Origin of the sequence: Fluviicoccus sp., from assembly GCF_030646115.1 — a bacterium.
Classification (GTDB): domain Bacteria; phylum Pseudomonadota; class Gammaproteobacteria; order Pseudomonadales; family Moraxellaceae; genus Fluviicoccus.
Window position 1 is genome coordinate 213,073 of sequence record NZ_JAUSMX010000018.1, and the last position, 22,756, is coordinate 235,828.

Consider the following 22,756-nt stretch of genomic DNA (forward strand, 5'->3'; position numbering starts at 1 on the left):
GATGGCGCGTATTCTGGTAGTTGAGGACAACCCCGTGAACATGAAGCTGGCCGTTTTCCTGCTGGAGTCGGCCGGCCACGAAGTGCGGCAATCCATCGATGCCGAGGATGGCATCCGCGTGGCGCACGAGTGGCTTCCACAGCTGATTCTGATGGATGTGCAACTGCCCGGCATCAATGGCCTGAGTGCGACCCAGCTGCTGCGCAGTGACCCCGCCACGCAGGACATTAGGATCATTGCGCTGACGGCCTTTGCCATGAGCGGCGACCGCGAGAAATTCAAGGCGGCCGGTTGTGACGGCTATATTGCCAAGCCGATCCGTTACCAGAACTTTCTGGAGGTGGTCGGGGGGTTTGTATAGCCACTCTTCATCACCCCCGGCTGCAAGCGCCGTTGCCGGGTTGAAAACCGCCGCTCGTCCTTGAAAACAATCCGTTCGTCCCCCCGCCACGATTTCCTCATTTCCTCCACAATTGCTGCCATTTTGCAGGCGACACTGGGTTCATCGAAAGAACCGCGTGGAGCACTCATCATGAACATGAAACTCATCACCCCGAACCTGCCCACCGACACGCCGCCCCGGCCACGTATCAGCACCCGCGACTGGTTTCCGGAAGCCAATCTGTTGCGGCGACTGGCGATCAGTGAAACCGGGTTCATTTTCGATCCGGTGAGCGGCCAAAGTTTTTCTACCGGCGAAACCGGTGTCGCGGTGCTGAAACTGGCCCGCGATACCGAATGGCTTGACGACTTGATTCAACAACTGTGCACGGAATACGACGGCAACCCCGGCCAGATTGAACGCGATCTGCAAGATTTTGCCGCCCGATTGAAGGAGCTGATCAAATGAAACTGACCATTGCCGTGACCGGCATGAACGGTCGCGCCGACAACCCCGGCCCCGGCATCGCCGTGGCCCGCTGCCTGAAGGAAGCCGCCGGTTTCGAGGTGCGCATCGTCGGCCTGGGCTACGAGGCGCTGGACCCGGGCCTGTATCTGGACGACCTGATCGATGCCGCCTGGCTGCTGCCCTATCCCTCGCACGGGGAGGAAGCCTTCCTGGCGCGGCTGACCGCCATTCATGAAGAGGAGAAGATTGACGTCATCATTCCCTGCCTGGATGCCGAACTGCCGGTGTTCGTGCGTATCGCCCCGGCGCTGTCCGACCTGGGCATCCGCCACTTCCTGCCCAGCCGCGACCAGCTGCTGCTGCGCGGCAAGGACCAGCTGCCTGCGCTGGCCGAACGCACCGGCCTGCTGGCTCCGGCCACCAAGGCCATCTACACCCCCGAGTTCTTCTATCAGGCCGAAGCCGCCGGATTCCGCTTCCCGCTGGTGGTGAAAGGCCTGTTCTATGACGCCAAGGTGGCCCACAACGCCGTCGACGCCATTGCCGCCTTCCACCATATCGCCCACGACTGGGGCATGCCGGTGCTGGTGCAGCAGTTCCTGACCGGGGAGGAAGTGAACCTGGCCGGGGTGGGTGACGGCAAGGGCGGTCTGGCCGGAGCGGTGATGATGAAGAAACGCGCCCTGACCGAGAAGGGCAAGGCCTGGGCCGGGGTGTCGATTGATGACCCCGAACTGCTGGCCGCTGCGCAGAAACTATGCGAGGCCACGCACTGGCAAGGCGGCTTCGAGCTGGAAATGCTGTGTGATGCGGAAGGCCGCCATCACCTGATCGAGATCAACCCCCGCTTCCCGGCCTGGATCTATTTCTCCGCCGGGGTGGGCCGCAACCTGCCGGAGCAACTGGTGAAACTGGCGCTGGACCAGAAAGTGCCGCCGCTGCCGCCCGCTGAGGCGGGCATGATGTTCATCCGCTACGCCATGGAAGTCATGGTGCCGCTGTCGCAATTCGAAGCCGTCACCATGCACGCCCGGAGACTGTCATGACTACCCTGAAACACTGGATCGCCCCCACCATCGTCCGTCACGGCGGCGCGGGACTCAACAAATTCGGCGGTGTCCGCCAGTCGCTGTACCTGGACGCCATTGACGGCGTGCCGGTCAGCCAGCTCATCGAGCGCTTCGGTTCGCCGCTGTTCGTGATGTCGGAAGCGCGCCTGCGCGAAACGGCCCGCCGCATGCGCCGCGCCTTCACCTCGCGCTATCCGAAGGTGCGCTTCGGCTGGTCATACAAGACCAACTACCTGAACGCGGTGTGCGGCATCCTGCACCAGGAAGGCTTCGAGGCGGAGGTGGTGTCGGGCTTCGAATACGAGAAAGCGCGGACGCTGGGGGTTCCCGGTCACCGCATCATCTTCAACGGCCCGCTGAAGACCCGCGAGGATCTGCAACGCGCCGTCAGCGAACGCGCCCAGATCCATATTGACCATCTGGACGAATTGTACCTGCTGGAAGCGGTGGTTCGCGACGCCGGGCTGCGCGACTTCCCGGTCGCCATCCGCCTCAACTTCGATACCGGTTACAGCGAACCGTGGAGCCGCTTCGGCTTCAACCTGGAAACCGGCCAGGCCATGGACGCGGCCCGCCGCATCGCCAACAGTCCGTGGCTGCAACTGACGGGACTGCACAACCACATCGGCACCTACATTACCGACCCGCGCGCCTACAGCGCACAGGTGCGGATCATGGCGGGCTTTGTCACAGCGGTGGAAGCAGCCACCGGCTGCACCATCCGCTTCCTTGACACCGGCGGCGGCTTTGCCTCGCGCAATTCACTGCAAGGCGTCTACCTGCCGCCGGAACAGGTGGTGCCGTCCATCGAGCAGTACGCGGACGCCATCTGCAACACCCTGCATGAGTGCTTCCGCGACCGCGAGGCGCAAGGCAAGCCGCTGCCGGAACTGATCCTGGAGTCCGGGCGCGCGGTGGTGGATGAATCGGCCTGGCTGCTCAGCTCCGTGGTCGCCAACAAGCGGCTGGCGGACGGTCGGCGCGGACTGGTGGTGGATGCCGGGGTGAACGTGCTGTTCACCGCCTTCTGGTACAACCACGACGTGCGCCTGACCAAGCCCGCCGAGGGGCTGCCGGAAGAAACCGTGATCTACGGCCCGATGTGCATGAACATTGACGTGCTGCGCCAGTCGCTGAAGCTGCCGCCACTGTCGCCGGGCGAGGTGCTGGCCTTCTGGCCGGTGGGCGCCTACAACAATACCCAATGGATGCAGTTCATTGCCTACCGCCCCGCCGTGGTGATGGTGCGCGAGAACGGCAGCGTTGATATCTTGCGGCGTCGGGAAAAGCTGCAGGACATCACCGATCTGGAAAGCCTGCCCGACGGGCTGCAGCCAAACTTCAAGGACTGACGCCATGCCCTTCCCCTCCCCGCTGCTGCGCGCGCTGGGCATGAGCTACGGCTGGACGCTGCTGACCCCGTCGGCGGCGGCCGGCGGCCTGTTCCTGCTGGTGACGCTGCTGAATCCGGTACAGGGACTGGCGGGCCTGCTGGGCTGCCTCAGCGCCCTAGTCTGCGCCCGCTGGCAGCGTCAGGATGACAGCCTGCTGCCGGTGCACGGCTTCAACGGGCTGTTGACCGGGCTGCTGCTGGGCGGCATGCCGCTGGCCGTGGTCACTCTGGCGGCCTGTTCGGCGATGGGCGGGCTGCTGGCCTCGCTGCTGACGCAGCTGATTGGCGCGGCAACCTGGCCGCTGTTGCGGGTGCCGGTGCTGAGCCTGCCGTTCGTGGCGGCGGGCTGGTTGCTGATGCTGGCGCTGCACGGTCAGGCTGCCGCGGCCGTGACCCCGTTGCAGCCGTTGTTCGGCGGGGCCATGGACCGCTTCCTGACAACGCTGGGGTCCATCCTGATGCAGCCGCAACCGCTGGCGGGCCTGATGTTCCTGCTGTGCATCACCGTCGTCTCCCGATGGCTGGCGCTGATGGCGCTGCTGGGGTATCTGGTTTCAGCGCTGCCCGCCCTGCTGCCCGGTTTCCCCGGCCTCAGTCATTCCGCCGCCTTCAATGCCCTGCTGACCGCCATGGCGCTGGGCGGCCTGTTTGCCATCCCTGGTCCCGTCAGCCTGCTGCTGGCCGTCACCGGCAGCCTTTTGACCGTGCTGCTGGATGCCGCCCTGAGCCGACTGACCGGTCTGGCGGGGCTGGTGCCGCTGTCGCTGCCCTTCGTGCTGACCACCGCGCTGGGACTGCACGCCGCTCGTCAGGCCGGACAACCCGGCGTCCACCCCGAACATCCCCGCATCCCGGAACGCACGCTGGAAAACCGGCACATGGAGGAAGCCCGTGTCGGCCGCAGCGGCACCCTGCCGCTGATGCTGCCGGTCAACGGTGACTGGGATATCTATCAGGGCTTTGACGGCGAGCATACCCATCAGGGCCCGTGGCGGCATGCCATCGATCTGATCGTCACCGAAGGCGGCCTCAGCTTCCACCACGACGGCAGTGACCTGAGCCACTACTACGCCTTCGGCCTGCCGGTCTTGTCACCATGCCATGGGCAGGTGGCCGGGCTGGTCAACGATATTCCGGACAACCTCCCCGGCGCCATGAACCTGGAACAGAACTGGGGCAATTACCTGCTGGTGCGGCTGGCCAGCGGCGTTTGCGTGCTGTTGGCGCACCTGCAGCAAGGCAGTATTAGCGTACAGCCCGGCGACTGGCTGAAACCCGGCGACCCGGTCGGGCTGTGCGGCAACTCCGGCCGCTCACCGCAACCGCACCTGCACCTGTCGGTGGTGGAGTACGCCCATCCTGCGGCTAGTACGCTCCCCTTCCATCTCTGCGGCCTGAATCTGCTGGAGAACGGGGCGCGTCGCTTCGTGCTTAACCATATTCCGCAAACCGGCGACCGGCTGGAGAACGCCTGGGCGGGTCCGGTGCTGCCCCTGAGCCTGCAGCCCGGCCGCCAGCTGCACTTCACAGACGACTCCGGGCAGATTCATCCGCTCAATGTCCAGGCCACCCTCGACGGCCGCTTCCGCATCCAGGGCCGCCGCGCGCATGCACTGGCGGACAATACCCCGACGGTGCTGGCCTGCTACGGCCGTGACGGCGGCTTCGACCGTTTCCTGAACCTGTGGCTGCTGGCCGCCGGGTTCAGCCCCGCCTCGGAAAAAGTCAGCCAGTGGCAGGACCGGCCGCCACTGCGATTGCTGCCGCTGTCGCTGTGGCGCGGGCTGGCCTTCTGCTGCCCCGGACTGGTCAGCCTGCGCAGCGTTTACCAACGCGACTGGGACAACACCCGCGGGCAATGGCGGCAGTGCGGCGAACATCGCCTGTTCGGCCTGCCCCTGCTGCAAACCACGGCCTGGATTTCCCCCGCCTTGGGGCTGGTGCGGCTGGAGGCCCTTATGGGCCAACGGCAGTGGCTGTTCAACCTCACCCGCAGCGCCCGTCTGGGCGACACCGGCATTCCCGCCATCAGCCTTGACCTTCACACTCCGGCCGGAGAAACCCCATGAACCTGAAACCCCTCGCCGCCGCCTTGTTGACGCTGCAAACCCTGCCCGCTTTAGCGGATGAAACCAAAAACAGCGCCAGCCTCGAGTTGACCGGCCTGCAATACCAGGGATCATCGTTACGCACCCAACTGCAGCAGCAGAAACTGAATCTGGGCCTGCAAGCCTCACCCGCCTTCGGCTTGAACCTGGGGCTGGGGGAAAGCACGGTGGATTACCAAAGTGCATCAAGCTTGAAGGAGCGCGGCCTGTCGCTGTCCGTGGGCGGTTTGTCAGCAACCCGGCAGTGGGCGTGGCGTCTGGGCGGCATCCGGCTGGACGACACCCAGACCGGCAATCCTGACCTCCGCACCCAAAGCCTTCAGGCCGGGCTGGGCTGGTGGCCAACGCCCGAGCGGTTGCTGGATGCCGGGTACAGCCGCACCCGGCTAGACAACGGCATCCTCATTGACCAGCTGACGCCGATGGTGGGCGGCAGCTTCAACCGGCAATACACCTGGCTGCAGTTGCGCGGTTATTTCCAGCAATTCAGCCAACCGTCGGAAGGCCTGGAGACCGCCGCCAGCGCCGAGCTGAAAGTGACGCAATGGCTGGACCCCGGCTCCGCCTTCAAGCCACGCACCCTGCAGGCCATGGTGCAGGGCGGCAAGCGACTGTATGGCGTCGATACCGATGCCGGTGAGCTCTACAGCCTGCCGTATATCCAGACAGCGTCCGCCTGGGCCGGAGCCGGTTGGCGGCTGGGGGAACACGTGGACCTGACCGGGCTGGCCGGCGTCTCCAAGGCCCACAGCGTTTCGCTGGCCGACACCCTGAAATCGCGCTTTATCTATCTCAACCTGTCCACCCATTGGTAAGAACGGAGTACCCGACCATGAACCCCAAAATCACCTTGCTGCCCATTTTGTTCGGCGTGCTGCTGGCCACAACGGCCCATGCCGGAGAAGCCGACTGGGCCAAATCCTACCAGCAGGAAAGCACCGGCAAGAACGCCGAAGCACTGGCCGCCCTGGAGGCCATCGACAAGGACGAAGACACGCACCTGATGATGTTGCGGCGCGGCTGGCTGAACTATCAGCTGGGCCGCCATGATGAATCGCTCAAGTCCTATACCGCCGCCGTCAACCGCTACCCGCGTTCCGTGGAAGCCCTGCTGGGACAAACCCTGCCGCTGCTGGCCACCCGGCGCTGGGACGAAGCCGCTGCGCAAGCCCGCAAGGCGCTGGAGACTGCTCCCTGGAACTACACCGCCGCCACCCGGCTGATGGTGGCGCTGGAAGCGAAGAAGGACTGGAAGGAACTAGCGAAACTGAGCGGCGACATGGCTGAGCGCTTCCCCTCCGACGCCACGGTGCGGGTGTATCTGGCGCGGGCGGAAACTGCCCTGGGCTGGAAGAATGAAGCCGCCGGCAGTTGGCAGGAGGTCCTGAACCGCGTGCCGGGGCATATTGAGGCCAAAAAGAACCTGGGACGCCCCTGAACTATCCAGGGCATCAGGTCAAACCGTCTGGGAGGAAGACTCGCCCGGACCGGGCGTCAGCTCAGGGATGTTTTGCCCGCACCTTGAATGTCACGTCCACCGCCGCCGGAATCTGGTCGGTGGCCGCCCACTCGCCCTGACCCACGCCAAACACGGTGCGGTCAATGCGGGTGAAACCTTCGGCCACCGCCCGGTTACCGGTGATGGCCAGCTTGAAGTCCAGCGTCAGCGGCGAGGTCTTGCCGCGCAGGCTTAGCTCGCCCTGCGCCGAATAATGGCCGGGACCCAGCCGCGTGAAGCGCGACGCCTTGAACACCGCTTGCGGAAAATGCCCGGCATCGAACCAGTCCTCGCCCGGCAAGGCACCGTCACGCTGCTCATCACCGGAAGCCACCGAAGCCAGGTCCACACTCACCTTGATGGAAGAATCCGCCAGCGCATCGGGACTGAAGACAATGTCCGCCGTCCACTGCCGGAACCGTCCCTCAACCGGAGTTCCGGACCAGGAGGTACGGAACTCCAGCGCGGAACCCGCTTCTACCTGCCATTTCACCGGTTTGGCAGACGCCTCCAGTATTTCCGGCCGCGCAGCCACCGGCTCAGGGGCGGCTACTGCAGCAATCGCCTCAGCCGGCGGCGGAATGACCGGCGCTTCCGGGAGCACAGGCGTTTGCTGCACCATCCGGGGCTCGGTGACGGGTGCATTCGGATCGCCCCCGCCGCGTGCATCCGGCAAGCGGGGGAAGAAAAAACCGGCGGCGAAAATACCCGCTGCGGCCAATAACAGCAACCACAGGCGCGGCTCGCCCCAGCCGGGACGAGCGCCGGGGGCCATATGGCCCAGCACCGTATCCTTCACCAGCAACTGATGCTTCAGCACCGCTCCGACATGCATCACCAGCATGGCCAGCATCAACACGGCCAGCAGGCCGTGAGCACCGGCCGCCGCATCATGCCAAAGTTCCCGCGCAGTGGGGGACAGCTCCGCCAGCCAGGGCAAATGCGGCCACGGCAGCACCCCGAACAGCACGGTAGGAATGGAGGTGCGGCTGGTGGATACCAGCACCCAACCGGTGAGCGGCAAACCGAACAGCACCGCATACAACGCCACATGCGCCAGCCCGGCGGCTTTTTTCTCCCACACCGGCATAGCTTCCGGCAAGGCCGGGGGCCGGTGCGTCAGCCGCCAGACCAGACGCAACACCACCAGCGCCAGCAGGATGAAGCCGATGGACTTGTGCAACTGGAACAGCGCAAACACGGCAGGACCCTTGGGCAGGTCCTCCATACGCCAGCCCAGGGCCAGTTGGAAGAACACGGCGGCCGCCATGAACCAGTGCAGCAGCACGGCCACCGGGGTATATCGATTGCGTGTGGCCGCCATGGCTGGCCCCCTGACAGATTATTTCTTGAGGAATTCCACGTCGATCAGCAGCTCCACATCATCGGCGATGGCGGGCGCATACAAGGTGGAACCGAACTGGGTACGCTTGATCACCGTCTTCGCGCTGAAACCCGCCCGGTTCAGGCCGAACATATCCTTGCCAAAACCGTTGAAGGTGACATCCAGCGTCACCGGCTTGGTGACACCGGCCAAGGTGAGGTTGCCGGTCATGGTGCCCTTGCCGCCGCCGGTATGCTTGATGGCTGTGGACACAAAGGTGGCCGTCGGGTTGACGTCAGCCTTCAGGAACTCCACAGGGAACTCCTTGTCAGCCTTGGCTAAACCGGTATTCATCGACTTGGTGTCCACCGTCACCTTGACCTTGGCGGATTCCGGCGACTTGGGATCATAGTCAAAGGAGGCGTCAAATTTGTCAAAGCGGAAGGTATAGAGGGAATATCCATGGTGCATGACGCGGGCGGTGATGCTGGCGTGGGTCTTTTCCAGCACATAGCTGCCGGCGGGCATGGCGGCCGGGTCGGCATTGGGCGCAGCCAGCGCCACGGGGGAAGCAAGAACAGACACGGCCAGCAAGGCGGGAGCAAAGAAACGGGACATGGGTTGACTCCGGGTGATGGGGTGATATCGGCCCCTTTTCCGGAAAAGGTCATGGGGCAGCGGATGAGCCGACAATACGCCCCGCCCCCACCCCCGACAAGCACGACTCCGTTGATAGCTTGTTTCCGGAACGAGAACACCCGGCTAGCGCGCGCCCAGTTTTCCGGCGTTGTAAATGATGCCGCCGCGCTGGGCATAAGCCTGCAGCACCGCGCAGGACTCCGCCCGCAGCATGTCGCGGGTCACATTGACGCCCATCGACTGCAAGGCGGTTTCCCAGTTCGGGGGCTTGTTGCCTTCATCAAAACCAATGGCGCGCACATCTTCATCACGCGCTGACAGCAACACCGACTTCACCCCCGACCAATGAATGCCGCCCAGGCACATGCTGCACGGCTCGGCGCTGCTGACCAGTTGCCAGCGGCCGCCGTCCGCCCCCAGGTTGATTTGTCCCAGCCGCTGCTGCGCGATGCTGATGGCCAGCATCTCGGCATGGGCCAGCGACAGCCCGGAGGCCATGACCAGATTGACCCCCACGCCCGCCAGCAGGCCGGAACGCTGGTCAAACACGGCGGCGCCAAAGGGACCGCCGGTATTGGCGAGGACATTGCGGGCGGCCAGTTCAATGGCCAGGGACATGCGCGCGGCGGGCGTTTCGTAAAAGCGCGGCCCGTCCTCCAGGTAGGCGGAGAGCCAGTCAGGTAACGTCAATTTCAGCTGGATGCTCATCGGTCACTTTCCGGTGTGAGTGGTGCAGGTGTGTACCTTACGCCGGGAGGGGGGGAAGTCAAGGAACGGGATAACAGAAATAGAAAAGGCGCACGGGTGTGCGCCTTTTTATCGATCAACGAGCTTGAATCAAACCGCCTTGGACACCGATGCCATCTGCTCCTTGCGCATCATCTTGTCACTCTTCCAGCCCGGCCCCTTCACAAACACCCGGAAGTCATAACCACTGTCGCGGAAGTCACGGAACATCTCGCCCCACTCATGCACTTGCAGGTAGATCGGGTTCAGCGAGTGCGGCTGGCGTTCGGTAAGGCCGTACTTGATCACGCCCGCCTTCTCTTCCGGCACAAAGGTTCCGAAAATCTTGTCCCAGATGATCAGCACGCCGCCAAAGTTGGTGTCGATTTGCGCCGGGTTGCTGCCATGGTGAACCCGGTGGTGCGACGGGGTGTTGAAGACCGCACCCAGCTTGTCCAGCGGGCTCTTGGTTTCGGTGTGCAGGAAGAACTGGTAAGCCAGGTTCAGTTCAATGGCCAGCGTCACCCAGTTCTTGTCAAAACCCACCAGCGCCACCGGCACCCACCAGAACATCCACGCGCCGTTGAAGACCATGGTGAAGTTCTGACGCAGCGCCGTCGAATAGTTCATGCGCTCGGCGGAATGGTGTGTCACATGCGAGGTCCAGAACCAGCGCACCTTGTGCATCATGAAATGGCAGAGGTAAAAACTGGCATCCACCACCAGGAAAATCAACAGGATGCTCCACACACCATGCACCGGCTGGTACTGGAAGCCGAACTGGTACACCCAGTCGAAGAAAACCCGGATGAACAACGCCACCGCAATGCCGTCCACAATCTTGTAGTTGGCGCCCATCGTCAGGTTGGTGATCGTTTCCTTGAACGAGTACATCTCCGGACGGCCCTTGCGGTGCCAGTAGTAAGCCTCGGCGGCGATGACGCCAAGAAACACCGCTCCGGCCAGGCCGATGAACAGCAGCGCGTGCAGGATGTCATTCATGGTGGAACCCTCAATATTTTGTCGTTGTTCGATGAGGCCATTCTGCCGTATGCTTCGTGTACCGTATTGACATAGTTCGCCGTGTTATTGACATAGTTCGCCAATCTTGCGAGGCACTTGATGCAGGGCATTTACGTCGCCAGCGACCTGACCGGTCTGGTGCTGGCCTATCTGGATAAAAACGGGGTGGCCGCGCCGGATATCCGCCGCCGCATTGCCGCCTGGCCGCAGCATACGCAGATGCCCATGGAGGACTGGTGGGAGTTGCTGGAAACCTTGCAGGCGCAACTGCACGAGCCGGGGCTGGGGTTGAAGATCGGGGCGTGCATCCAGCCGGAACATACGGGGGTGCTGGCTTACCTGATCATGCATTGCAGTTCGCTGGGCGAGGCGCTGTTGCGTTTTCAGCGCTACCAGAAGCTGTTGCACAACATGTCGGAGGTGCTGCTGGACAGCGACGGGCAGGTGCTGAAGATGAGTTGGGATGCTGACCTGGGCATTTCCACGCATCTGTCGAATGAAGTGTTCATGGGCGGTTTGACCACGTTTGTGCGTCAGATCGTGTCGGATGACGCTGCGATCCGTTTTGGCCCGAAGGCGATCCACTTTACGCATGCCGCGCCCTTCCCCGAGGCAATGTATCAGTCGGTGCTGGGCTGTCCAGTGTATTTCAGCCAGCCTAGGGTGGCGATTGAGCTGGATATGGCGTTGCTGGCGCTGCCGATCAATACCCGGAATCCGTTTTTGCTGGAGTTGCTGGAGAAGCAGGCGGAGGCGTTGCTGGACCGGTCGGAACGGCCGGATGCGTTTCTGGACAGTGTGCAGTCGGTGTGTGTGGAGATGCTGAATAACGGGATTCCGACGCTGGAGGCGGTAGCGCGGCGGTTGAATTTGTCGACGCGGACGTTGCACCGGCGGTTGGAAGAGCGGGGGTTGAATTTCAACGGGATGCTGCGGGAGACGCGGTTCCGGTTGGCGAAGCATTATCTGGAGGATCCGAGGCTGGATTTGAACCAGATTGCGTTTTTGCTGGGGTATTCGGAGCAGAGTGCGTTTACGAGGGCGTTTCGGGGGTGGGCGGGGGTGTCGCCGATGAGGTATAGGAGAAGGTTGGTGGCTGGTTGACGGGGGTGGGTTGAGATGCTAGCTTTCGGGGATTACGTCCTATGAATTAAGGTAGCGCAACAAGAAGGCAATCCTTGCAAGATGTTGATTTCTGAGGGTTTTTTAAAGGAACAAACAGAGCTTGCGACAAAGTATTTTGCGAACTCTGTCGTCGGTTTTCAGTTTTGGGCATTAGTGAGCGCCGTGCAGAACCAGCAAAACGTGAAATGGTTCCTTCAAGGAGCAGTCGTAGGGGCTGTAACGGCTCCATTTGCCATCGGCATTTACCTTTATTTCGGCTGGTTAATGCTTATCGTCGGCTCAATTGTGGCTACGTTCAAAAGCAGTCTTGTCGGCAAGCTGCGTTTGTGGGGGTTCTTGGCAGGTAGCACGTGTAGTGCCTTGTTTACATTGAGCGTCCTCTAGCCATTGATAGGCAAAACCGGGGACGAAGAAATCGTAGCCCGAATGACAATGCGGGACCCATCCCGCAGCCGGACATGACGCCGGATATGACAACCGGCATCTCCCGGTTGTGTAGCAGATGATGCGGTCACAGTGAAATCCGGTACGCGAGATTTTCGAAGGTGTGTGGAGATGCTTCATAACGGGATTCCGACACTGGATGCGGTGGCGCGCCACTACAGTGGCCACAGAGCCTGGCTTGGCGTCATCCTACCCAAGCCAGTATCCTGTCTCGCCTTCCATTTCCATGCTCAGAAAGTCACTTCATGAAAAAACTCCTGATTCTGCTGGCCGTCCTGCATGCCCCACAGGCCATCTGCGACACAACCAAAACCTCCACCGTATTTCGCTACACCCCGCCCGCCACAGCGTCAAGCAAGGTCACGGCAGTTGATGCCATCACCCGCGCCTTTGCCAATCATCAAAGCAACATTCAGGTCAACGGCACTGGTGTTGTCACAAAGCTGCTGCCGGACGACAACCACGGCAGCAGGCATCAGAAATTCCTGATCCGGCTGCCGTCCGGCCTCAGCCTGCTGATTGCCCACAACATCGACCTCGCCGCCAGACTAAGCCCCCTGAAGCCGGGTGATTCAGTTGAGTTCTATGGCGAGTACGAGTGGAACCCCCAAGGCGGGGTTGTACACTGGACTCATCCGGACCCTCGAGGCTCCCATGCTTCCGGCTGGTTAAGGATTAACTGATGTCTAAGAAATCATAGCCCAATGCTAATGCGGGAATCCAAAAACCCACTCACCCTTCCCGCCAGTTCCATTGGCTGCTCCAGCGAAAGATCGTGCCCTGCATTCGGCATCACCGCCAACACCGCATTCGGCAGATGCGTCGCCAAATCCACCCGCGCCGCACGCCCGGCCAACTCGTCATTGCCGCCAAACAGCAACAGCGTCGGGCTGCTGATCCTGAACAACCGCTGCTCGGTTGAATGCCGCAACGCCATCGACATCAGCAGAAACAGATTACGGCGGGTCGACGGCATCGCACGCACATCCCGCTCAATGGCCCGCACCCGTTCCGGGTGGGCCGCAATGAACGCGGGCGAAAGGACCTGATGCACAAGGCAGACTTCAAAAGCAACCTGGCCTTTACTCAGGCAATTCGAAAATGTCAGCAGCCGCCTGACCGTCCGCCAGGAAACCGCCTCCGGCCCCGGCAAGGTTGAGGCAAGGATGAGGCTGCCGGTGCGGGCAGGCGCATCCATGGCCAGCCAGCTGGCAACCATTCCGCCCAGCGACAGGCCAAACACATGCGCCCGTTCAATCTGCAAATAATCAAGCAGGGCCAGGGCGTCCGCCGCCATGGCGCGCGTTGAGTGCAGCAGCGGTACGTCACTGGAGCGGCCCACACCGCGCGGATCGAACATCACCACCGGATGCAACCGCGATAGCTCTCCGGCGAAATATCCCCACAAGCTCATGGAACCGCCCAAGGGCCGGTTGAGCAAAACGGGCAGCCCCGCATGCTGCTGCCCCAGCCGCGAGTAGGCCAGCCTCCCGCCATCCGGCAACGGCGCAAAGCCAGCATCCGCGCGGGGACTCACAAGGCCGCCATTTCGTTGAGCGCCTGCTGCATCAACCCTTGCACATGCCGCGCGGCCTGTAACGGGTCTGCATCCGCCGCAATATGCACAGGCGGCAGCAAGCGCAGGCGCAGCGGAAACGGCAGCGGCAGGTAGGGCAGCCAAGGGCCAAGCGCAACGCCCCAAGGCAACGCAAAGGCAACCGGGAAACGCTCCAGCCGGGCCCATTGTTGCAGGCGCAGGAACCGGGCAATTGCTTTGCCTTCCGTGAAGATATACGCGCAACGGTGTGCGCCCTGAACCACCACCGGAATAATCGGCACCCCATTGGCACGCGCCACTTCAATGAAGCCGGTGCGCGGCAACAAGATGACTTCGTTGCGGCGGCTGGAATGACGGTAGGCTTCAAGGTCGCCGCCGGGATACACCAGCACCTTCCCGCCTGCCGCCAGTATGCGGTTGGCATTGCCGCGGTTGGCCGAGACCGCGCCAAGCTTTTGCAGCAGACGGCCCAGCGGCGTAAATTGGCGCATGGGAAAATCATGGGCCAGGGCAAACAAGGGGCTGGCCGGTCCCAGCGCGCGCCATAACACCGACAGCGTGCACAGTAAATCCGGCCCGAAAATGCCGCCGTTATGGTTGGCCACAAATAGCGCCGGGCCCTGGGGCAGATGCTCCAGCCCCTCGGTGTGCAGGCGCAAATAGTGACGACTGAGGGCTTCCATGGCTGGCAGCAGCGAGGCAATGAAGTCGGGGCTGCGGCGGTCGAGGTCGTCGGGGTGATAGCGCGTCATGAGGCCTCCTTAACCCAGTAGCCGCATGGCCCGCGTAACGGCTGACGGCGTCACCCGCGTCAGGGCGGCAGCCAGCTTCAGGCTCTGTGGCAGCAAACCCGCCCCGCCCATCAGCAGCCTGCGGCTGGGCGCCCAGCGGCTGGCGCGGTAGAGCAGACCGGCCCGCCGGATCTGGCCGGCAATATCCTGACCAATACGGCGATGATAGTGGCCCGCATCCAGCCCCGCGAGATAGTGGCCGGCCGCCAGCACCCCGCTGTGCAGCGCAATGCCCATGCCATCCCCCGTAAACGAGGAAATCACCCCGAACTGGTCTCCCAGACGGTAGATGCCGGACACCTTGCCGACAGGCGGTTGATAGACAAAGCCGTAAGGCACGCGGTAAACGGACAGGGGGTGCTCCAGCAAGGGCGTGGCATCCGACAGCCTTCGCTGCAAGTGCGGGCAACTGCGCAACAGGATATGCAGCAGGCACTCCCAGGTGCCGCCGCACTCCATGAGCCAGCTCCGCTCAACCAGCAAGCAGAGATTGACCTGGTTATTCTCCACCTGTTGCAGTCCGGCATAGCCACGATCGAACAGCACCAGTTCCACATGACCGGCCAGTGCGCGTCGCTGTTCGCTATTCACGTCGAAATACATCTTGAAGCCGACCAGGTCTTCCGGCGCTGTCTCAGGTTCACGCCGCAGCCCGCGCATATCCTGCTTGCCGGTGGCCAGAAACAGGGTGCTTGTGCGCACTGACCCGGCGCTCTGGAAGTCGACAACGATGGAGCCGGTGGTGCTGGCAACACTGGCGCGGTGGCCGCGCCACAGCTGTGCGCCATTCTGGCGGGCCTGATCCAGCAGTGCTTCGTCCAGCTGAAAGCGCGACAGCCCCAGCCCCGTGAACGGTAAGGCGGTTTCGACAATATGCTTCTGGTAGATGAGGCGCAGGCGGGAGGTGACATGCCCCCCGAACGCATCCAGATCCAGCCCCAGCCGCCGCAGATAGCGCTGGGTTTCCGTACTGAGAAAATCGCCGCAAATCTTGTGCGCGGCCGCCGCCTCGCGCTCCAGGATCAACACTTCCCGACCGGCCTTGGCCAGCACGCAGGCGGCTCCGGCTCCGGCCAGTCCGCCACCGACGACAACCACTTCCGCAGTCGCAGGCAGCTGCCGGGTAAACGGCACGGTTGGCGCGGCGGTCATTTCAGCCGCCCCACGCACAGGCGGAAAGGTACGTGCCAGCGGATGTCCGCCAGAATGCCCGCCTTCGCCAGCAAGGCCTGCCAGTCAGCGCGCCGGAAACTGCGCGCCACCGAGACCGCCCCGTCATGCTGGACAACCGGATGCCAGCGCGCCAACCACGCCAGCACCGTGTAGCCATAGTAAGCCACGGGATGACGCTGCAGGTCAGCGATGAACCAGCCGCGCCGGGCATGCTGTTCCATCCATTGCAGGAACTGCACGACTTGGGTATCGGTCAGGTGATGGGTGAACTGCGAACTGACAATGAAGTCGGGCGGCGGGTCCGGTAAGAACGTGAAGACATCCCCGGTGCGATAGGTGATGTTCATGTCAGGCGGCGTGACCTGCCGGGCGGCGACGGCGCTGTTCGGATTCATGTCGATGCCTTGCAGCGTGACCTTGAACCCGCGCCGGGCGGCCGTGCGGTGAATCAGCCGCAGCAAGTCGCCCTGCCCGCAGGCAACATCCAGGATGCTGACGGAAGCACCGGCAGGCAGGCAGCGGATGGCCTGCTCCAGCCAGTCCAGGGTCGACTGGTGCGTCCGGGTCAGGCAGTTGACGGCGGCCAGATCGGCCAGGCACTGCTGATAGTCTGCGCTACTGATGTCGTCGTTATCCATCAGTTCGGGTTGGGTGCTGCGTTTCCATAAATGGTTCATGATTTTAACCCGTCATCCGGAAGCGAAAGGTTTCGGCCACCATGCCCGGGCCAAAGGCCATGGCCAGACCACGGGCGTTGGGGCGCGGCTGGCGCAGCATGTCCTGCAACACGAACATGACCGTCGCCGATGACATGTTGCCGTAGTCGTGCAATATGCGGCGGGAACGGCTCAGATCATCCGGCGTCAGTCCCAGCCCGGACTCCACGGCATCCAGTACCGAGCGACCACCGGGATGGATCGCCCATAGTTCAAAATCGGTGACTTGCCCGCCGCGCAAGATCCGGTTGCCGCCTGCGGGCGACCTGTCATCGCGCAGGGTCTGGTTGATCCGCTGCGGCACCTGGCCGGAGAGGTGCATGTTGAAACCGTGATCGCCGATGTGCCAGGTGATGTGGCCGCTGCTGTCGGGAATGATGATCGCCAGAAAGTCCTCCATGGCGATACCGACAGGCTGCGCGGTCACCAGCGCCGCACTGGCGCCGTCACCAAACAGCATCAGCGCCAGCAGGTTGTTCAGGTCGCTGCTTTCCTGCAGGTGCAGCGAACACAATTCAAGATTGACCACCAGCACGCGCGCCGCCGGATTGGTGTGGACGGCCTGATAAGCCAACCGCAGCGCCGGTACGGCGGCGGAACAGCCCATAAAACCGATCAGCGTTCGCTGTACATCGGGTTGCAGGCCCAGGGCCGACGCCAGTTGCAGATCCAGGCCGGGGGCCGTAAAGCCGGTGCAGGACGCAACGACCAGATGTGTGATGCCTTCCAGCATGCCGGTCGGCATCTCCTGTTTCAGTGCAGTCACGGCACGTGTCGCCAGACGCAGCGCTTCGGTTTCGTAGAGGGCCATGCGCGCCGCTGTTCCGGGAAAACGGCCACGCGGGTAGAAGCCGCCCGCATCGACGTCCTGACCGTTGCCGCGTCCGTCCATCCGCATGAAGGAATAACGGTGGGCAATCCCTGAACGTTCCGCCATGCGGTCGAACAGTTGACGGCTGCGCGGCTCGGGCAGCATGGTGCGCATGACGGCATTGATCGGTTGGTGAATATCGTGCTCGGGGACGGCGGTGCCGATCCCGTTAATGTGGGCAGTTGTCATGCTGTGCTCGCCGGGTGCCGGATGATTGCAACCAACAGCCCGGCAGGAGTCCGGGCTGTCCTGACCTTGGCGGGGAGGATGGCCATTTTTAAAGACATGATGAGTGTGCCTAAACGTGGCGGTCAGATTCCGCAACGATAGGCCGAAACCCGTGGGCCATCTGTGCGGCTACCCACATTGGTGCGCGATCCATACAGGACAGGAACAGCATCGCGACAAGGATTCGGATGCGGACCGGTCAAAGCATGTCACGCTGTTCCATCACGAAGATGAGGATGCAGCGATGTTCGCCCTGTTGATGAAATGGATGCAAGCCAAGCATCTTTTACCGAAAATCTCCGAAACGGAGCGTCAGGCGCTGGAGGCCGGCGATGTCTGGATCGAAGGTGGTTTTTTTGCAGGGAAGCCCGATTTCAACCGGATTCTCCGCCAACCCTATGCAGTGCTCACGGTTGAGGAACAGGCGTTTCTGGATGGTCCCTGTAACGCACTGCTCGCCATGGTTGACGCCTACGAGGTCGCCCGGACGCGTAAAGTTCCCGAGGATGTCCTGGCGTTCATCAAGGCCCATGGCTTTATGGGGTTGCTGATTCCCAAGCGCTACGGCGGCAAGGAGTTTTCGCCGCTGGCGATTTCCACCATCATGGCCAAGCTCAATACCCATTCCTTCACGGTCGGCACCTACGTGATGATTCCCAACTCCCTGGGGGCGGCCGAACTGATCAGCCATTACGGAACTGACGCCCAAAAAGACAGTTATCTGCCCAAACTGGCTACAGGTGAATACGTTCCCTGCTTTGGACTAACCGAACCCACTGCCGGTTCGGATGCCGCCAGTATCAAGGCGGAGGGTGCACTGTTTCGGGATGAGGCCGGTGAGCTGCAGATCCGGCTCAATTTCCGCAAGCGCTATATTACGCTGGCGCCAACGGCCAATTTGGTCACGCTCGCCTGCCGCCTTAAAGACCCCGGAAACCTTCTGGGTAAAGGGGAGGATGTCGGTATTACCACGGTGCTGATTCACAAAGGGACGCCGGGGTTTGTCTCGGGAGACCATCATGACCCGATCGGCGAAGCCTTCGATAACGGCCCTCTCACCGGTGTGAACGTCATCATCCCCGTCAGCCATATCATTGGCGGCGCCGCCAATGCGGGCAACGGCTGGCGCATGCTCATGGAGCAGCTGGCCGGGGGTCGGGCGGTCAGCCTGCCGGCGGGGGCAATCGGCTCGGCGAAGCGGGTGGTGGCCACGGTGGGCGCGTACTCCATGGTGCGTCAACAATTCGGTATCGCGATTGGCCATATGGAGGGCGTTGAAGAAAAAGTCGGCAAGATTGCCGCGCTGACTTACCTGCTGGAAGCGTCCCGGGTGTTTGGCTGCTCGGCATTGAATGCGGGTATTCATCCGCCCGTTGTCTCTGCCGTGCTCAAGACCTATACCACTGAGATTGCCCGCAATCTGGGTCAGGACGGGATGGATATCTGTGCGGGTGCAGGCGTCATGCAAGGACCCAATAATATTCTCGCCAAGGGGTATTGTTCGGCGGCGGTCGGTGTAACGGTGGAAGGCGCGAATATTCTGACCCGCACGCTCATCATCTTTGGCCAAGGAGCCATCCGCTGCCATCCGTTTGCATTGAAGGTGGTGGACAGTGTAGTGAATAAAGAGGTATCTGCGTTCAGGAGCGCCTTGCTTGCCTGGATGATACAGTTTGTCGCCGGGTTAATCCGAACCGTTTTTTTGGGGTTGACCCGTGGCCGACTGATGACGCTACCCGATGTGGCTGTGGAAACCGGCACATACTACCGGCGTATTGCCTGGGCGGCGGCCCGCTTTGGTTTTCTGACGAACATGGCGATGTTTGCCATTGGCGGCAAGCTCAAGGCGCGCGGCAAGTTGACGGGGCGCTATGCCGATGTGCTGGCCTGGATGCTGATGGCGACAGCGACGTTGCGGCGTTTTGAGGCCGAAGGCCGACGGGCGGAAGACCTGCCCCTGGTGCACTATGCACTTACCCATGCACTCAGTGAAATGCAGAAAGCCTTTGAAGGTATCTACGCCAATTTTGACGGGGTGATTGGTCATGTATTGCGTTTCTTTGCGACCTTGCCGCTGCGATTGAATCCGCTGGCAGCGCCCCCTGATGATGCGATGAGTCATGCGGCGGCGCGCTGTATTCAAACCTGTAACTCGCAATATCTGCGTCTTACCGAGGGTATTTACAAGCCCGAAGAAGGCTCGCCCGGTCTGGGGCGTTTGCAGTATGCATTCCGCCTGAGCAGTGAGATAGCGCCCATCCTGACCAAAATCCGGGAAGCCCAATTGCGAAAAACGCTACCCAAAGGTGCGGCCGAAGAGTTGGCTGACCTTGCCGCCGCGAATGGCGTCATCAGTCATGATGAGGCCGGGCAGGTGGTGCTCGCCAGGGCGACTGGTTTGAGTGCGATTGAAGTGGATGTGTTCAGACCAGAGCAGTATTACGCGGCCAGCAGGGGACTGGCAGGTATTTATACGGAGACGCCCTGCACCCCCCGTCAGACCTTATCCAGCGACTTTTCTGCAGGGGCTGTGAATACAACGCCAGATTGACCCCCGGCACGCCCGCCGCCCTAGCGGTCGAACAGCTGACAGTTGCGCTGATCGAGCAGTATGGGGTACATCTGGGCGGTATCGCCATAGGCGGGAAGAGGAAGTGGGTCATGACGGCGATGCCCGCAACGTCACCCACTCCTCCGCCGCACTGGGATGGATGCCGATGGTTGAGTCGAACACCGCCTTTGTCGCTCCGGCACGCATCGCCACGGCAAACCCCTGCATCATTTCCGCCGCATCCTCCCCGACCATGTGCATGCCCAGCACCCGGTCGGTGTTCCGCTCCACCACCATCTTCATCAGGGTCTTTTCATCCAGACCGGACAAGGCGTTTTTCATGGGTTTGAAAACGGTTTTGTAGATGTCGATTTCCTTGAATTCGGCGCGGGCCTGTGCTTCGGTCAGGCCGACAGTGCTGACCGGCGGCTGGCAGAAAATGGCCGTGGGAATGTGGTCATAATCCACCGGCTTTGCCGATTTACCATACAGCACCTGCGCCAGCGCCACGCCTTCGGCAATGGCAACCGGCGTCAGCTTGACTCGGTCGGTCACATCACCGATGGCATACACCGACTGCGCTGAGCTTTGATACTGCTCGTTGACCTTGATCGCGTGGTGTTCGTCCAATTCAACGTCCAGTGCTTCCAGCCCCAGTCCGCCGGAATTCGGGGTGCGGCCAATGGCATACATCACCAGTCCGGCCTGCAAAGTGCTGCCATCCGCCAGCCGCAAGACATAGCCAGCATCTGCTTTTTCAACGGACTTGATCTCGGTATTGAACAAGATGGTGATGCCTTGCCTGACCATGGCTTCGGCCAGAAAATCCCGGATATCATCATCAAAACCGTTCAGTATCTTGTCGTCGCGATTGCAAACCGTGGTCTTGACGCCCAGCCCGTGCAGAATCCCGGCAAATTCCACCGCGATATAGCCGCCGCCAACGATGACAATACTGTCGGGTAACTTTTCGAGAGAAAACAGGTCGTTGGAAGTCACGACCAGTTCCTTGCCGCGGATGTCGGGCGTCACCGGCCGCCCGCCGGTGGCGATCAGGGTACGTTCGCTACGGTAGGCTTTGCCATTGACTTCAACCGTGTGTGCATCCAGCACCTTCGCCTTTCCGGACAGAACCGTCACGCCCGAAGTTTGCAGCAGTTTGTTGTAGACCGCGTGCAGGCGCTCGACTTCGCGGTTCTTGGCGGTCATCAGGCTGGGCCAGTCGAAGCCGGGTTGGTCCATCGTCCAGCCGAATCCGGGGGCGGCGGCAAAATCCGCCCGGAACTGCGAGGCGTAGACAAACAGCTTCTTGGGTACACAGCCGGCATTGATGCAGGTTCCGCCCAGAGACCGCTGCTCGGCAATGGCGACGCGTGCCCCACAGTCTGCCGCCATGCGCGCTGCACGCACGCCGCCGGAACCCGCGCCGATGACAAACAGGTCATAGTCATAGTTCGTCATGGTTGTCTTCCTTAAGTCCGGGCAGCATCGTGCTGTTGGGTCAGGTAGGCCAGCAAGGTATCGGCATCACTGGTGGTAAAGGGATCGTCAGGGCAGTTGTCGCACTGGCCGGGCTCGCTGAACAGCTTGAGTATCTTCATGTCCCGGACAATCATGGAATAGCGCCAGGACCGGCTGCCGAAGCCCAGATTGTCCTTTTTCACCAGCATGCCCATGGCGCGGCTGAATTCACCGTTACCGTCCGGAAGCATCCTGACGTGGCGGATATCCAGGTGCAGGCCCCATTGATACATGACAAAGGCATCATTCACCGCCAGGCAGTAAACCTCATCCACCCCCAGATCCTTCAAAGCCTGATAGCGGGCTTCATAGCCGGGCAGATGCTTGTTGGAACAAGTGGGCGTAAAAGCACCGGGCACGGCCAGAATGACGCAGGTTTTCCCTTTGAAGATCTCGGTGCTGCTGACATCCTGCCAGCGGAAAGGGTTATCACCGGCGATACTGTCGTCACGAACGCGGGTTTTGAACAGGATTTCCGGAACAGTGGCAGGCATGATGACGCTCCTTGGGACAATAGTCAGCGCAGGGGAACCGTTCCCCCGTCGTTCAGGTAACTGAAACCGGCGTCGTGCGGCCCAGCAGCGAATCGCCGATCAGGGCCTTGGCCTGTTCGCGCTCACTGTCGCTATGGGTGTGCACCATCAGCACGACATTGCCGGACTTGATGGCATCCCGGACCAGCTCGGAAAACACCCCTTCCTTCCGGGATACTTCGCCCCCCGGAGTATCCGTGGCGGCGGCGCCGGCGGCAGCGCCCGCCAGCCCGCCAATGGAAGCAAACCACCCCATCATGACCAGCGGCGCCACCACCGGACTGGCGACAAACAAGGTCACACTGGACGCCCACAGCATGACGGTGCCCAGCGCGCCGGCCCCGGCGCCAATGGCCGTGCCGATGGCGCCATCGACCAGCATGTCCTTCAGGACCTCATCGCTGCCTTCCTCCACAAACGGTTGCGAGCTTTCGTTCAGGATGCTGATATTGGCATTCGCAATGCCGACAGCCAGCAAGCGGTTACGGGTCGACTCGGCCGCGAGGTGATCAGGATAAATCGCCGAGACGGTATGGGTGGAAACCGGAGCCGGTGGTACGGCATGGCCGGCAACCGGCATCGTGCCGGGATGATCTTCAGGGGTAATATTCATA

At 61.9% G+C, this 22,756-nt stretch carries 23 protein-coding genes; 11 read left to right on the forward strand and 12 right to left on the reverse strand.

Features of this window, described 5'->3' with window-relative positions; genetic code table 11:
• Position 1: 1 nt before the first annotated feature.
• From Q7T36_RS12940 to Q7T36_RS12970, 7 genes are all read left to right on the forward strand, one after another.
• Positions 2-361 carry a response regulator gene (locus Q7T36_RS12940; protein WP_304849143.1) on the forward strand — a complete coding sequence of 120 codons (360 nt, stop codon included), beginning with the start codon at positions 2-4 and terminating at the stop codon, positions 359-361.
• 171 nt (positions 362-532) lie between these two features.
• Positions 533-850: a PqqD family protein gene (locus Q7T36_RS12945; RefSeq protein ID WP_304849146.1), complete on the forward strand. Its 318-nt coding sequence runs from the start codon at positions 533-535 to the stop codon at positions 848-850.
• Positions 847-1,896: an ATP-grasp domain-containing protein gene (locus tag Q7T36_RS12950; protein ID WP_304849149.1), complete on the forward strand. Its 1,050-nt coding sequence runs from the start codon at positions 847-849 to the stop codon at positions 1,894-1,896. Before Q7T36_RS12945 ends, Q7T36_RS12950 begins: the two co-directional genes overlap by 4 nt.
• Positions 1,893-3,272, forward strand: coding sequence for an alanine racemase (locus Q7T36_RS12955; RefSeq protein WP_304849152.1), 1,380 nt, complete (start codon positions 1,893-1,895; stop codon positions 3,270-3,272). The genes Q7T36_RS12950 and Q7T36_RS12955 overlap by 4 nt, the downstream gene beginning before the upstream one ends.
• A 4-nt stretch (positions 3,273-3,276) precedes the next feature.
• Positions 3,277-5,382 (forward strand): urea transporter, encoded by a 2,106-nt coding sequence (locus tag Q7T36_RS12960; RefSeq protein ID WP_304849154.1) that lies wholly within the window; start codon positions 3,277-3,279, stop codon positions 5,380-5,382.
• The gene (locus Q7T36_RS12965) at positions 5,379-6,236 is read left to right on the forward strand and encodes a hypothetical protein (RefSeq protein WP_304849157.1); all 858 of its coding nucleotides are present in this window, start codon (positions 5,379-5,381) and stop codon (positions 6,234-6,236) included. The genes Q7T36_RS12960 and Q7T36_RS12965 overlap by 4 nt, the downstream gene beginning before the upstream one ends.
• 17 nt (positions 6,237-6,253) lie before the next feature.
• A complete protein-coding gene (locus Q7T36_RS12970) occupies positions 6,254-6,859 on the forward strand; it encodes a lipopolysaccharide assembly protein LapB (RefSeq protein ID WP_304849160.1) in 606 nt (201 codons plus the stop codon).
• 61 nt (positions 6,860-6,920) lie between these two features.
• Here Q7T36_RS12970 and Q7T36_RS12975 read toward each other — a convergent pair whose 3' ends face one another.
• From Q7T36_RS12975 to Q7T36_RS12990, 4 genes are all read right to left on the reverse strand, one after another.
• Positions 6,921-8,243 (reverse strand): YceI family protein, encoded by a 1,323-nt coding sequence (locus Q7T36_RS12975; RefSeq protein ID WP_304849163.1) that lies wholly within the window; start codon positions 8,241-8,243, stop codon positions 6,921-6,923.
• A gap of 18 nt (positions 8,244-8,261) precedes the next feature.
• Positions 8,262-8,861 (reverse strand): YceI family protein, encoded by a 600-nt coding sequence (locus Q7T36_RS12980; RefSeq protein ID WP_304849166.1) that lies wholly within the window; start codon positions 8,859-8,861, stop codon positions 8,262-8,264.
• A 144-nt stretch (positions 8,862-9,005) separates the two neighbouring features.
• The gene (locus Q7T36_RS12985) at positions 9,006-9,590 is read right to left on the reverse strand and encodes a nucleoside deaminase (RefSeq protein ID WP_304849169.1); all 585 of its coding nucleotides are present in this window, start codon (positions 9,588-9,590) and stop codon (positions 9,006-9,008) included.
• Positions 9,591-9,719: 129 nt separating this feature from the next.
• Entirely contained in the window at positions 9,720-10,610 is an 891-nt protein-coding gene (locus tag Q7T36_RS12990) for a sterol desaturase family protein (protein WP_304849172.1), read from the reverse strand.
• Positions 10,611-10,730: 120 nt separating this feature from the next.
• Between Q7T36_RS12990 and Q7T36_RS12995 the strand changes: the two genes are divergently transcribed.
• The 3 genes from Q7T36_RS12995 to Q7T36_RS13005 all read left to right on the forward strand — a co-directional run bounded on the left by Q7T36_RS12995 (position 10,731) and on the right by Q7T36_RS13005 (position 12,883).
• Positions 10,731-11,735 carry an AraC family transcriptional regulator gene (locus tag Q7T36_RS12995; protein WP_304849175.1) on the forward strand — a complete coding sequence of 335 codons (1,005 nt, stop codon included), beginning with the start codon at positions 10,731-10,733 and terminating at the stop codon, positions 11,733-11,735.
• 81 nt (positions 11,736-11,816) lie between these two features.
• The gene (locus Q7T36_RS13000) at positions 11,817-12,140 is read left to right on the forward strand and encodes a hypothetical protein (RefSeq protein WP_304849178.1); all 324 of its coding nucleotides are present in this window, start codon (positions 11,817-11,819) and stop codon (positions 12,138-12,140) included.
• A 305-nt stretch (positions 12,141-12,445) separates the two neighbouring features.
• Positions 12,446-12,883, forward strand: a complete 438-nt coding sequence (locus Q7T36_RS13005; protein WP_304849181.1) for a DUF3465 domain-containing protein — start codon at positions 12,446-12,448, stop codon at positions 12,881-12,883.
• Between the two features lie 11 nt (positions 12,884-12,894).
• Here Q7T36_RS13005 and Q7T36_RS13010 read toward each other — a convergent pair whose 3' ends face one another.
• From Q7T36_RS13010 to Q7T36_RS13030, 5 genes are read right to left on the reverse strand one after another with little or no spacing between them, the layout of a single operon-like run.
• On the reverse strand, positions 12,895-13,737 hold the full coding sequence (locus Q7T36_RS13010) for an alpha/beta fold hydrolase (protein ID WP_304849183.1): 843 nt from the start codon (positions 13,735-13,737) through the stop codon (positions 12,895-12,897).
• Complete coding sequence (locus Q7T36_RS13015) at positions 13,734-14,510, reverse strand: 1-acyl-sn-glycerol-3-phosphate acyltransferase (protein ID WP_304849188.1); 777 nt, start codon at positions 14,508-14,510, stop codon at positions 13,734-13,736. The genes Q7T36_RS13010 and Q7T36_RS13015 overlap by 4 nt, the downstream gene beginning before the upstream one ends.
• 9 nt (positions 14,511-14,519) lie before the next feature.
• The gene (locus Q7T36_RS13020; RefSeq protein WP_304849191.1) at positions 14,520-15,701 is read right to left on the reverse strand and encodes an NAD(P)/FAD-dependent oxidoreductase; all 1,182 of its coding nucleotides are present in this window, start codon (positions 15,699-15,701) and stop codon (positions 14,520-14,522) included.
• On the reverse strand, positions 15,698-16,399 hold the full coding sequence (locus Q7T36_RS13025) for a methyltransferase domain-containing protein (RefSeq protein WP_304849194.1): 702 nt from the start codon (positions 16,397-16,399) through the stop codon (positions 15,698-15,700). The genes Q7T36_RS13020 and Q7T36_RS13025 overlap by 4 nt, the downstream gene beginning before the upstream one ends.
• A gap of 4 nt (positions 16,400-16,403) precedes the next feature.
• Positions 16,404-17,498 (reverse strand): type III polyketide synthase, encoded by a 1,095-nt coding sequence (locus Q7T36_RS13030; RefSeq protein ID WP_304849197.1) that lies wholly within the window; start codon positions 17,496-17,498, stop codon positions 16,404-16,406.
• Between the two features lie 283 nt (positions 17,499-17,781).
• Here Q7T36_RS13030 and Q7T36_RS13035 point away from each other — a divergent pair, with 283 nt between their 5' ends.
• Complete coding sequence (locus Q7T36_RS13035) at positions 17,782-20,088, forward strand: acyl-CoA dehydrogenase (protein WP_304849200.1); 2,307 nt, start codon at positions 17,782-17,784, stop codon at positions 20,086-20,088.
• A 108-nt stretch (positions 20,089-20,196) separates the two neighbouring features.
• Here Q7T36_RS13035 and gorA read toward each other — a convergent pair whose 3' ends face one another.
• From gorA to Q7T36_RS13050, 3 genes are read right to left on the reverse strand one after another with little or no spacing between them, the layout of a single operon-like run.
• A complete protein-coding gene (gene gorA / locus Q7T36_RS13040) occupies positions 20,197-21,549 on the reverse strand; it encodes a glutathione-disulfide reductase (protein ID WP_304849204.1) in 1,353 nt (450 codons plus the stop codon).
• An 11-nt stretch (positions 21,550-21,560) separates the two neighbouring features.
• A complete protein-coding gene (locus Q7T36_RS13045; RefSeq protein WP_304849208.1) occupies positions 21,561-22,103 on the reverse strand; it encodes a peroxiredoxin in 543 nt (180 codons plus the stop codon).
• Between the two features lie 52 nt (positions 22,104-22,155).
• Positions 22,156-22,755 (reverse strand): hypothetical protein, encoded by a 600-nt coding sequence (locus tag Q7T36_RS13050; protein ID WP_304849211.1) that lies wholly within the window; start codon positions 22,753-22,755, stop codon positions 22,156-22,158.
• Position 22,756 lies beyond the last annotated feature (1 nt).

Excerpts from the sequence above, each read along its gene's own strand:
- Q7T36_RS12940 (WP_304849143.1), top strand. The coding sequence starts at position 2 with ATGGCGCGTATTCTGGTAGTTGAGGACAACCCCGTGAACATGAAGCTG.
- Q7T36_RS12945 (WP_304849146.1), top strand. The coding sequence starts at position 533 with ATGAACATGAAACTCATCACCCCGAACCTGCCCACCGACACGCCGCCC.
- Q7T36_RS12950 (WP_304849149.1), top strand. The coding sequence starts at position 847 with ATGAAACTGACCATTGCCGTGACCGGCATGAACGGTCGCGCCGACAAC.
- Q7T36_RS12955 (WP_304849152.1), top strand. The coding sequence starts at position 1,893 with ATGACTACCCTGAAACACTGGATCGCCCCCACCATCGTCCGTCACGGC.
- Q7T36_RS12960 (WP_304849154.1), top strand. The coding sequence starts at position 3,277 with ATGCCCTTCCCCTCCCCGCTGCTGCGCGCGCTGGGCATGAGCTACGGC.
- Q7T36_RS12965 (WP_304849157.1), top strand. The coding sequence starts at position 5,379 with ATGAACCTGAAACCCCTCGCCGCCGCCTTGTTGACGCTGCAAACCCTG.
- Q7T36_RS12970 (WP_304849160.1), top strand. The coding sequence starts at position 6,254 with ATGAACCCCAAAATCACCTTGCTGCCCATTTTGTTCGGCGTGCTGCTG.
- Q7T36_RS12975 (WP_304849163.1), bottom strand. The coding sequence starts at position 8,243 with ATGGCGGCCACACGCAATCGATATACCCCGGTGGCCGTGCTGCTGCAC.
- Q7T36_RS12980 (WP_304849166.1), bottom strand. The coding sequence starts at position 8,861 with ATGTCCCGTTTCTTTGCTCCCGCCTTGCTGGCCGTGTCTGTTCTTGCT.
- Q7T36_RS12985 (WP_304849169.1), bottom strand. The coding sequence starts at position 9,590 with ATGAGCATCCAGCTGAAATTGACGTTACCTGACTGGCTCTCCGCCTAC.
- Q7T36_RS12990 (WP_304849172.1), bottom strand. The coding sequence starts at position 10,610 with ATGAATGACATCCTGCACGCGCTGCTGTTCATCGGCCTGGCCGGAGCG.
- Q7T36_RS12995 (WP_304849175.1), top strand. The coding sequence starts at position 10,731 with ATGCAGGGCATTTACGTCGCCAGCGACCTGACCGGTCTGGTGCTGGCC.
- Q7T36_RS13000 (WP_304849178.1), top strand. The coding sequence starts at position 11,817 with ATGTTGATTTCTGAGGGTTTTTTAAAGGAACAAACAGAGCTTGCGACA.
- Q7T36_RS13005 (WP_304849181.1), top strand. The coding sequence starts at position 12,446 with ATGAAAAAACTCCTGATTCTGCTGGCCGTCCTGCATGCCCCACAGGCC.
- Q7T36_RS13015 (WP_304849188.1), bottom strand. The coding sequence starts at position 14,510 with ATGACGCGCTATCACCCCGACGACCTCGACCGCCGCAGCCCCGACTTC.
- Q7T36_RS13020 (WP_304849191.1), bottom strand. The coding sequence starts at position 15,701 with ATGACCGCCGCGCCAACCGTGCCGTTTACCCGGCAGCTGCCTGCGACT.
- Q7T36_RS13025 (WP_304849194.1), bottom strand. The coding sequence starts at position 16,399 with ATGAACCATTTATGGAAACGCAGCACCCAACCCGAACTGATGGATAAC.
- Q7T36_RS13030 (WP_304849197.1), bottom strand. The coding sequence starts at position 17,498 with ATGACAACTGCCCACATTAACGGGATCGGCACCGCCGTCCCCGAGCAC.
- Q7T36_RS13035 (WP_304849200.1), top strand. The coding sequence starts at position 17,782 with ATGTTCGCCCTGTTGATGAAATGGATGCAAGCCAAGCATCTTTTACCG.
- gorA (WP_304849204.1), bottom strand. The coding sequence starts at position 21,549 with ATGACGAACTATGACTATGACCTGTTTGTCATCGGCGCGGGTTCCGGC.
- Q7T36_RS13045 (WP_304849208.1), bottom strand. The coding sequence starts at position 22,103 with ATGCCTGCCACTGTTCCGGAAATCCTGTTCAAAACCCGCGTTCGTGAC.
- Q7T36_RS13050 (WP_304849211.1), bottom strand. The coding sequence starts at position 22,755 with ATGAATATTACCCCTGAAGATCATCCCGGCACGATGCCGGTTGCCGGC.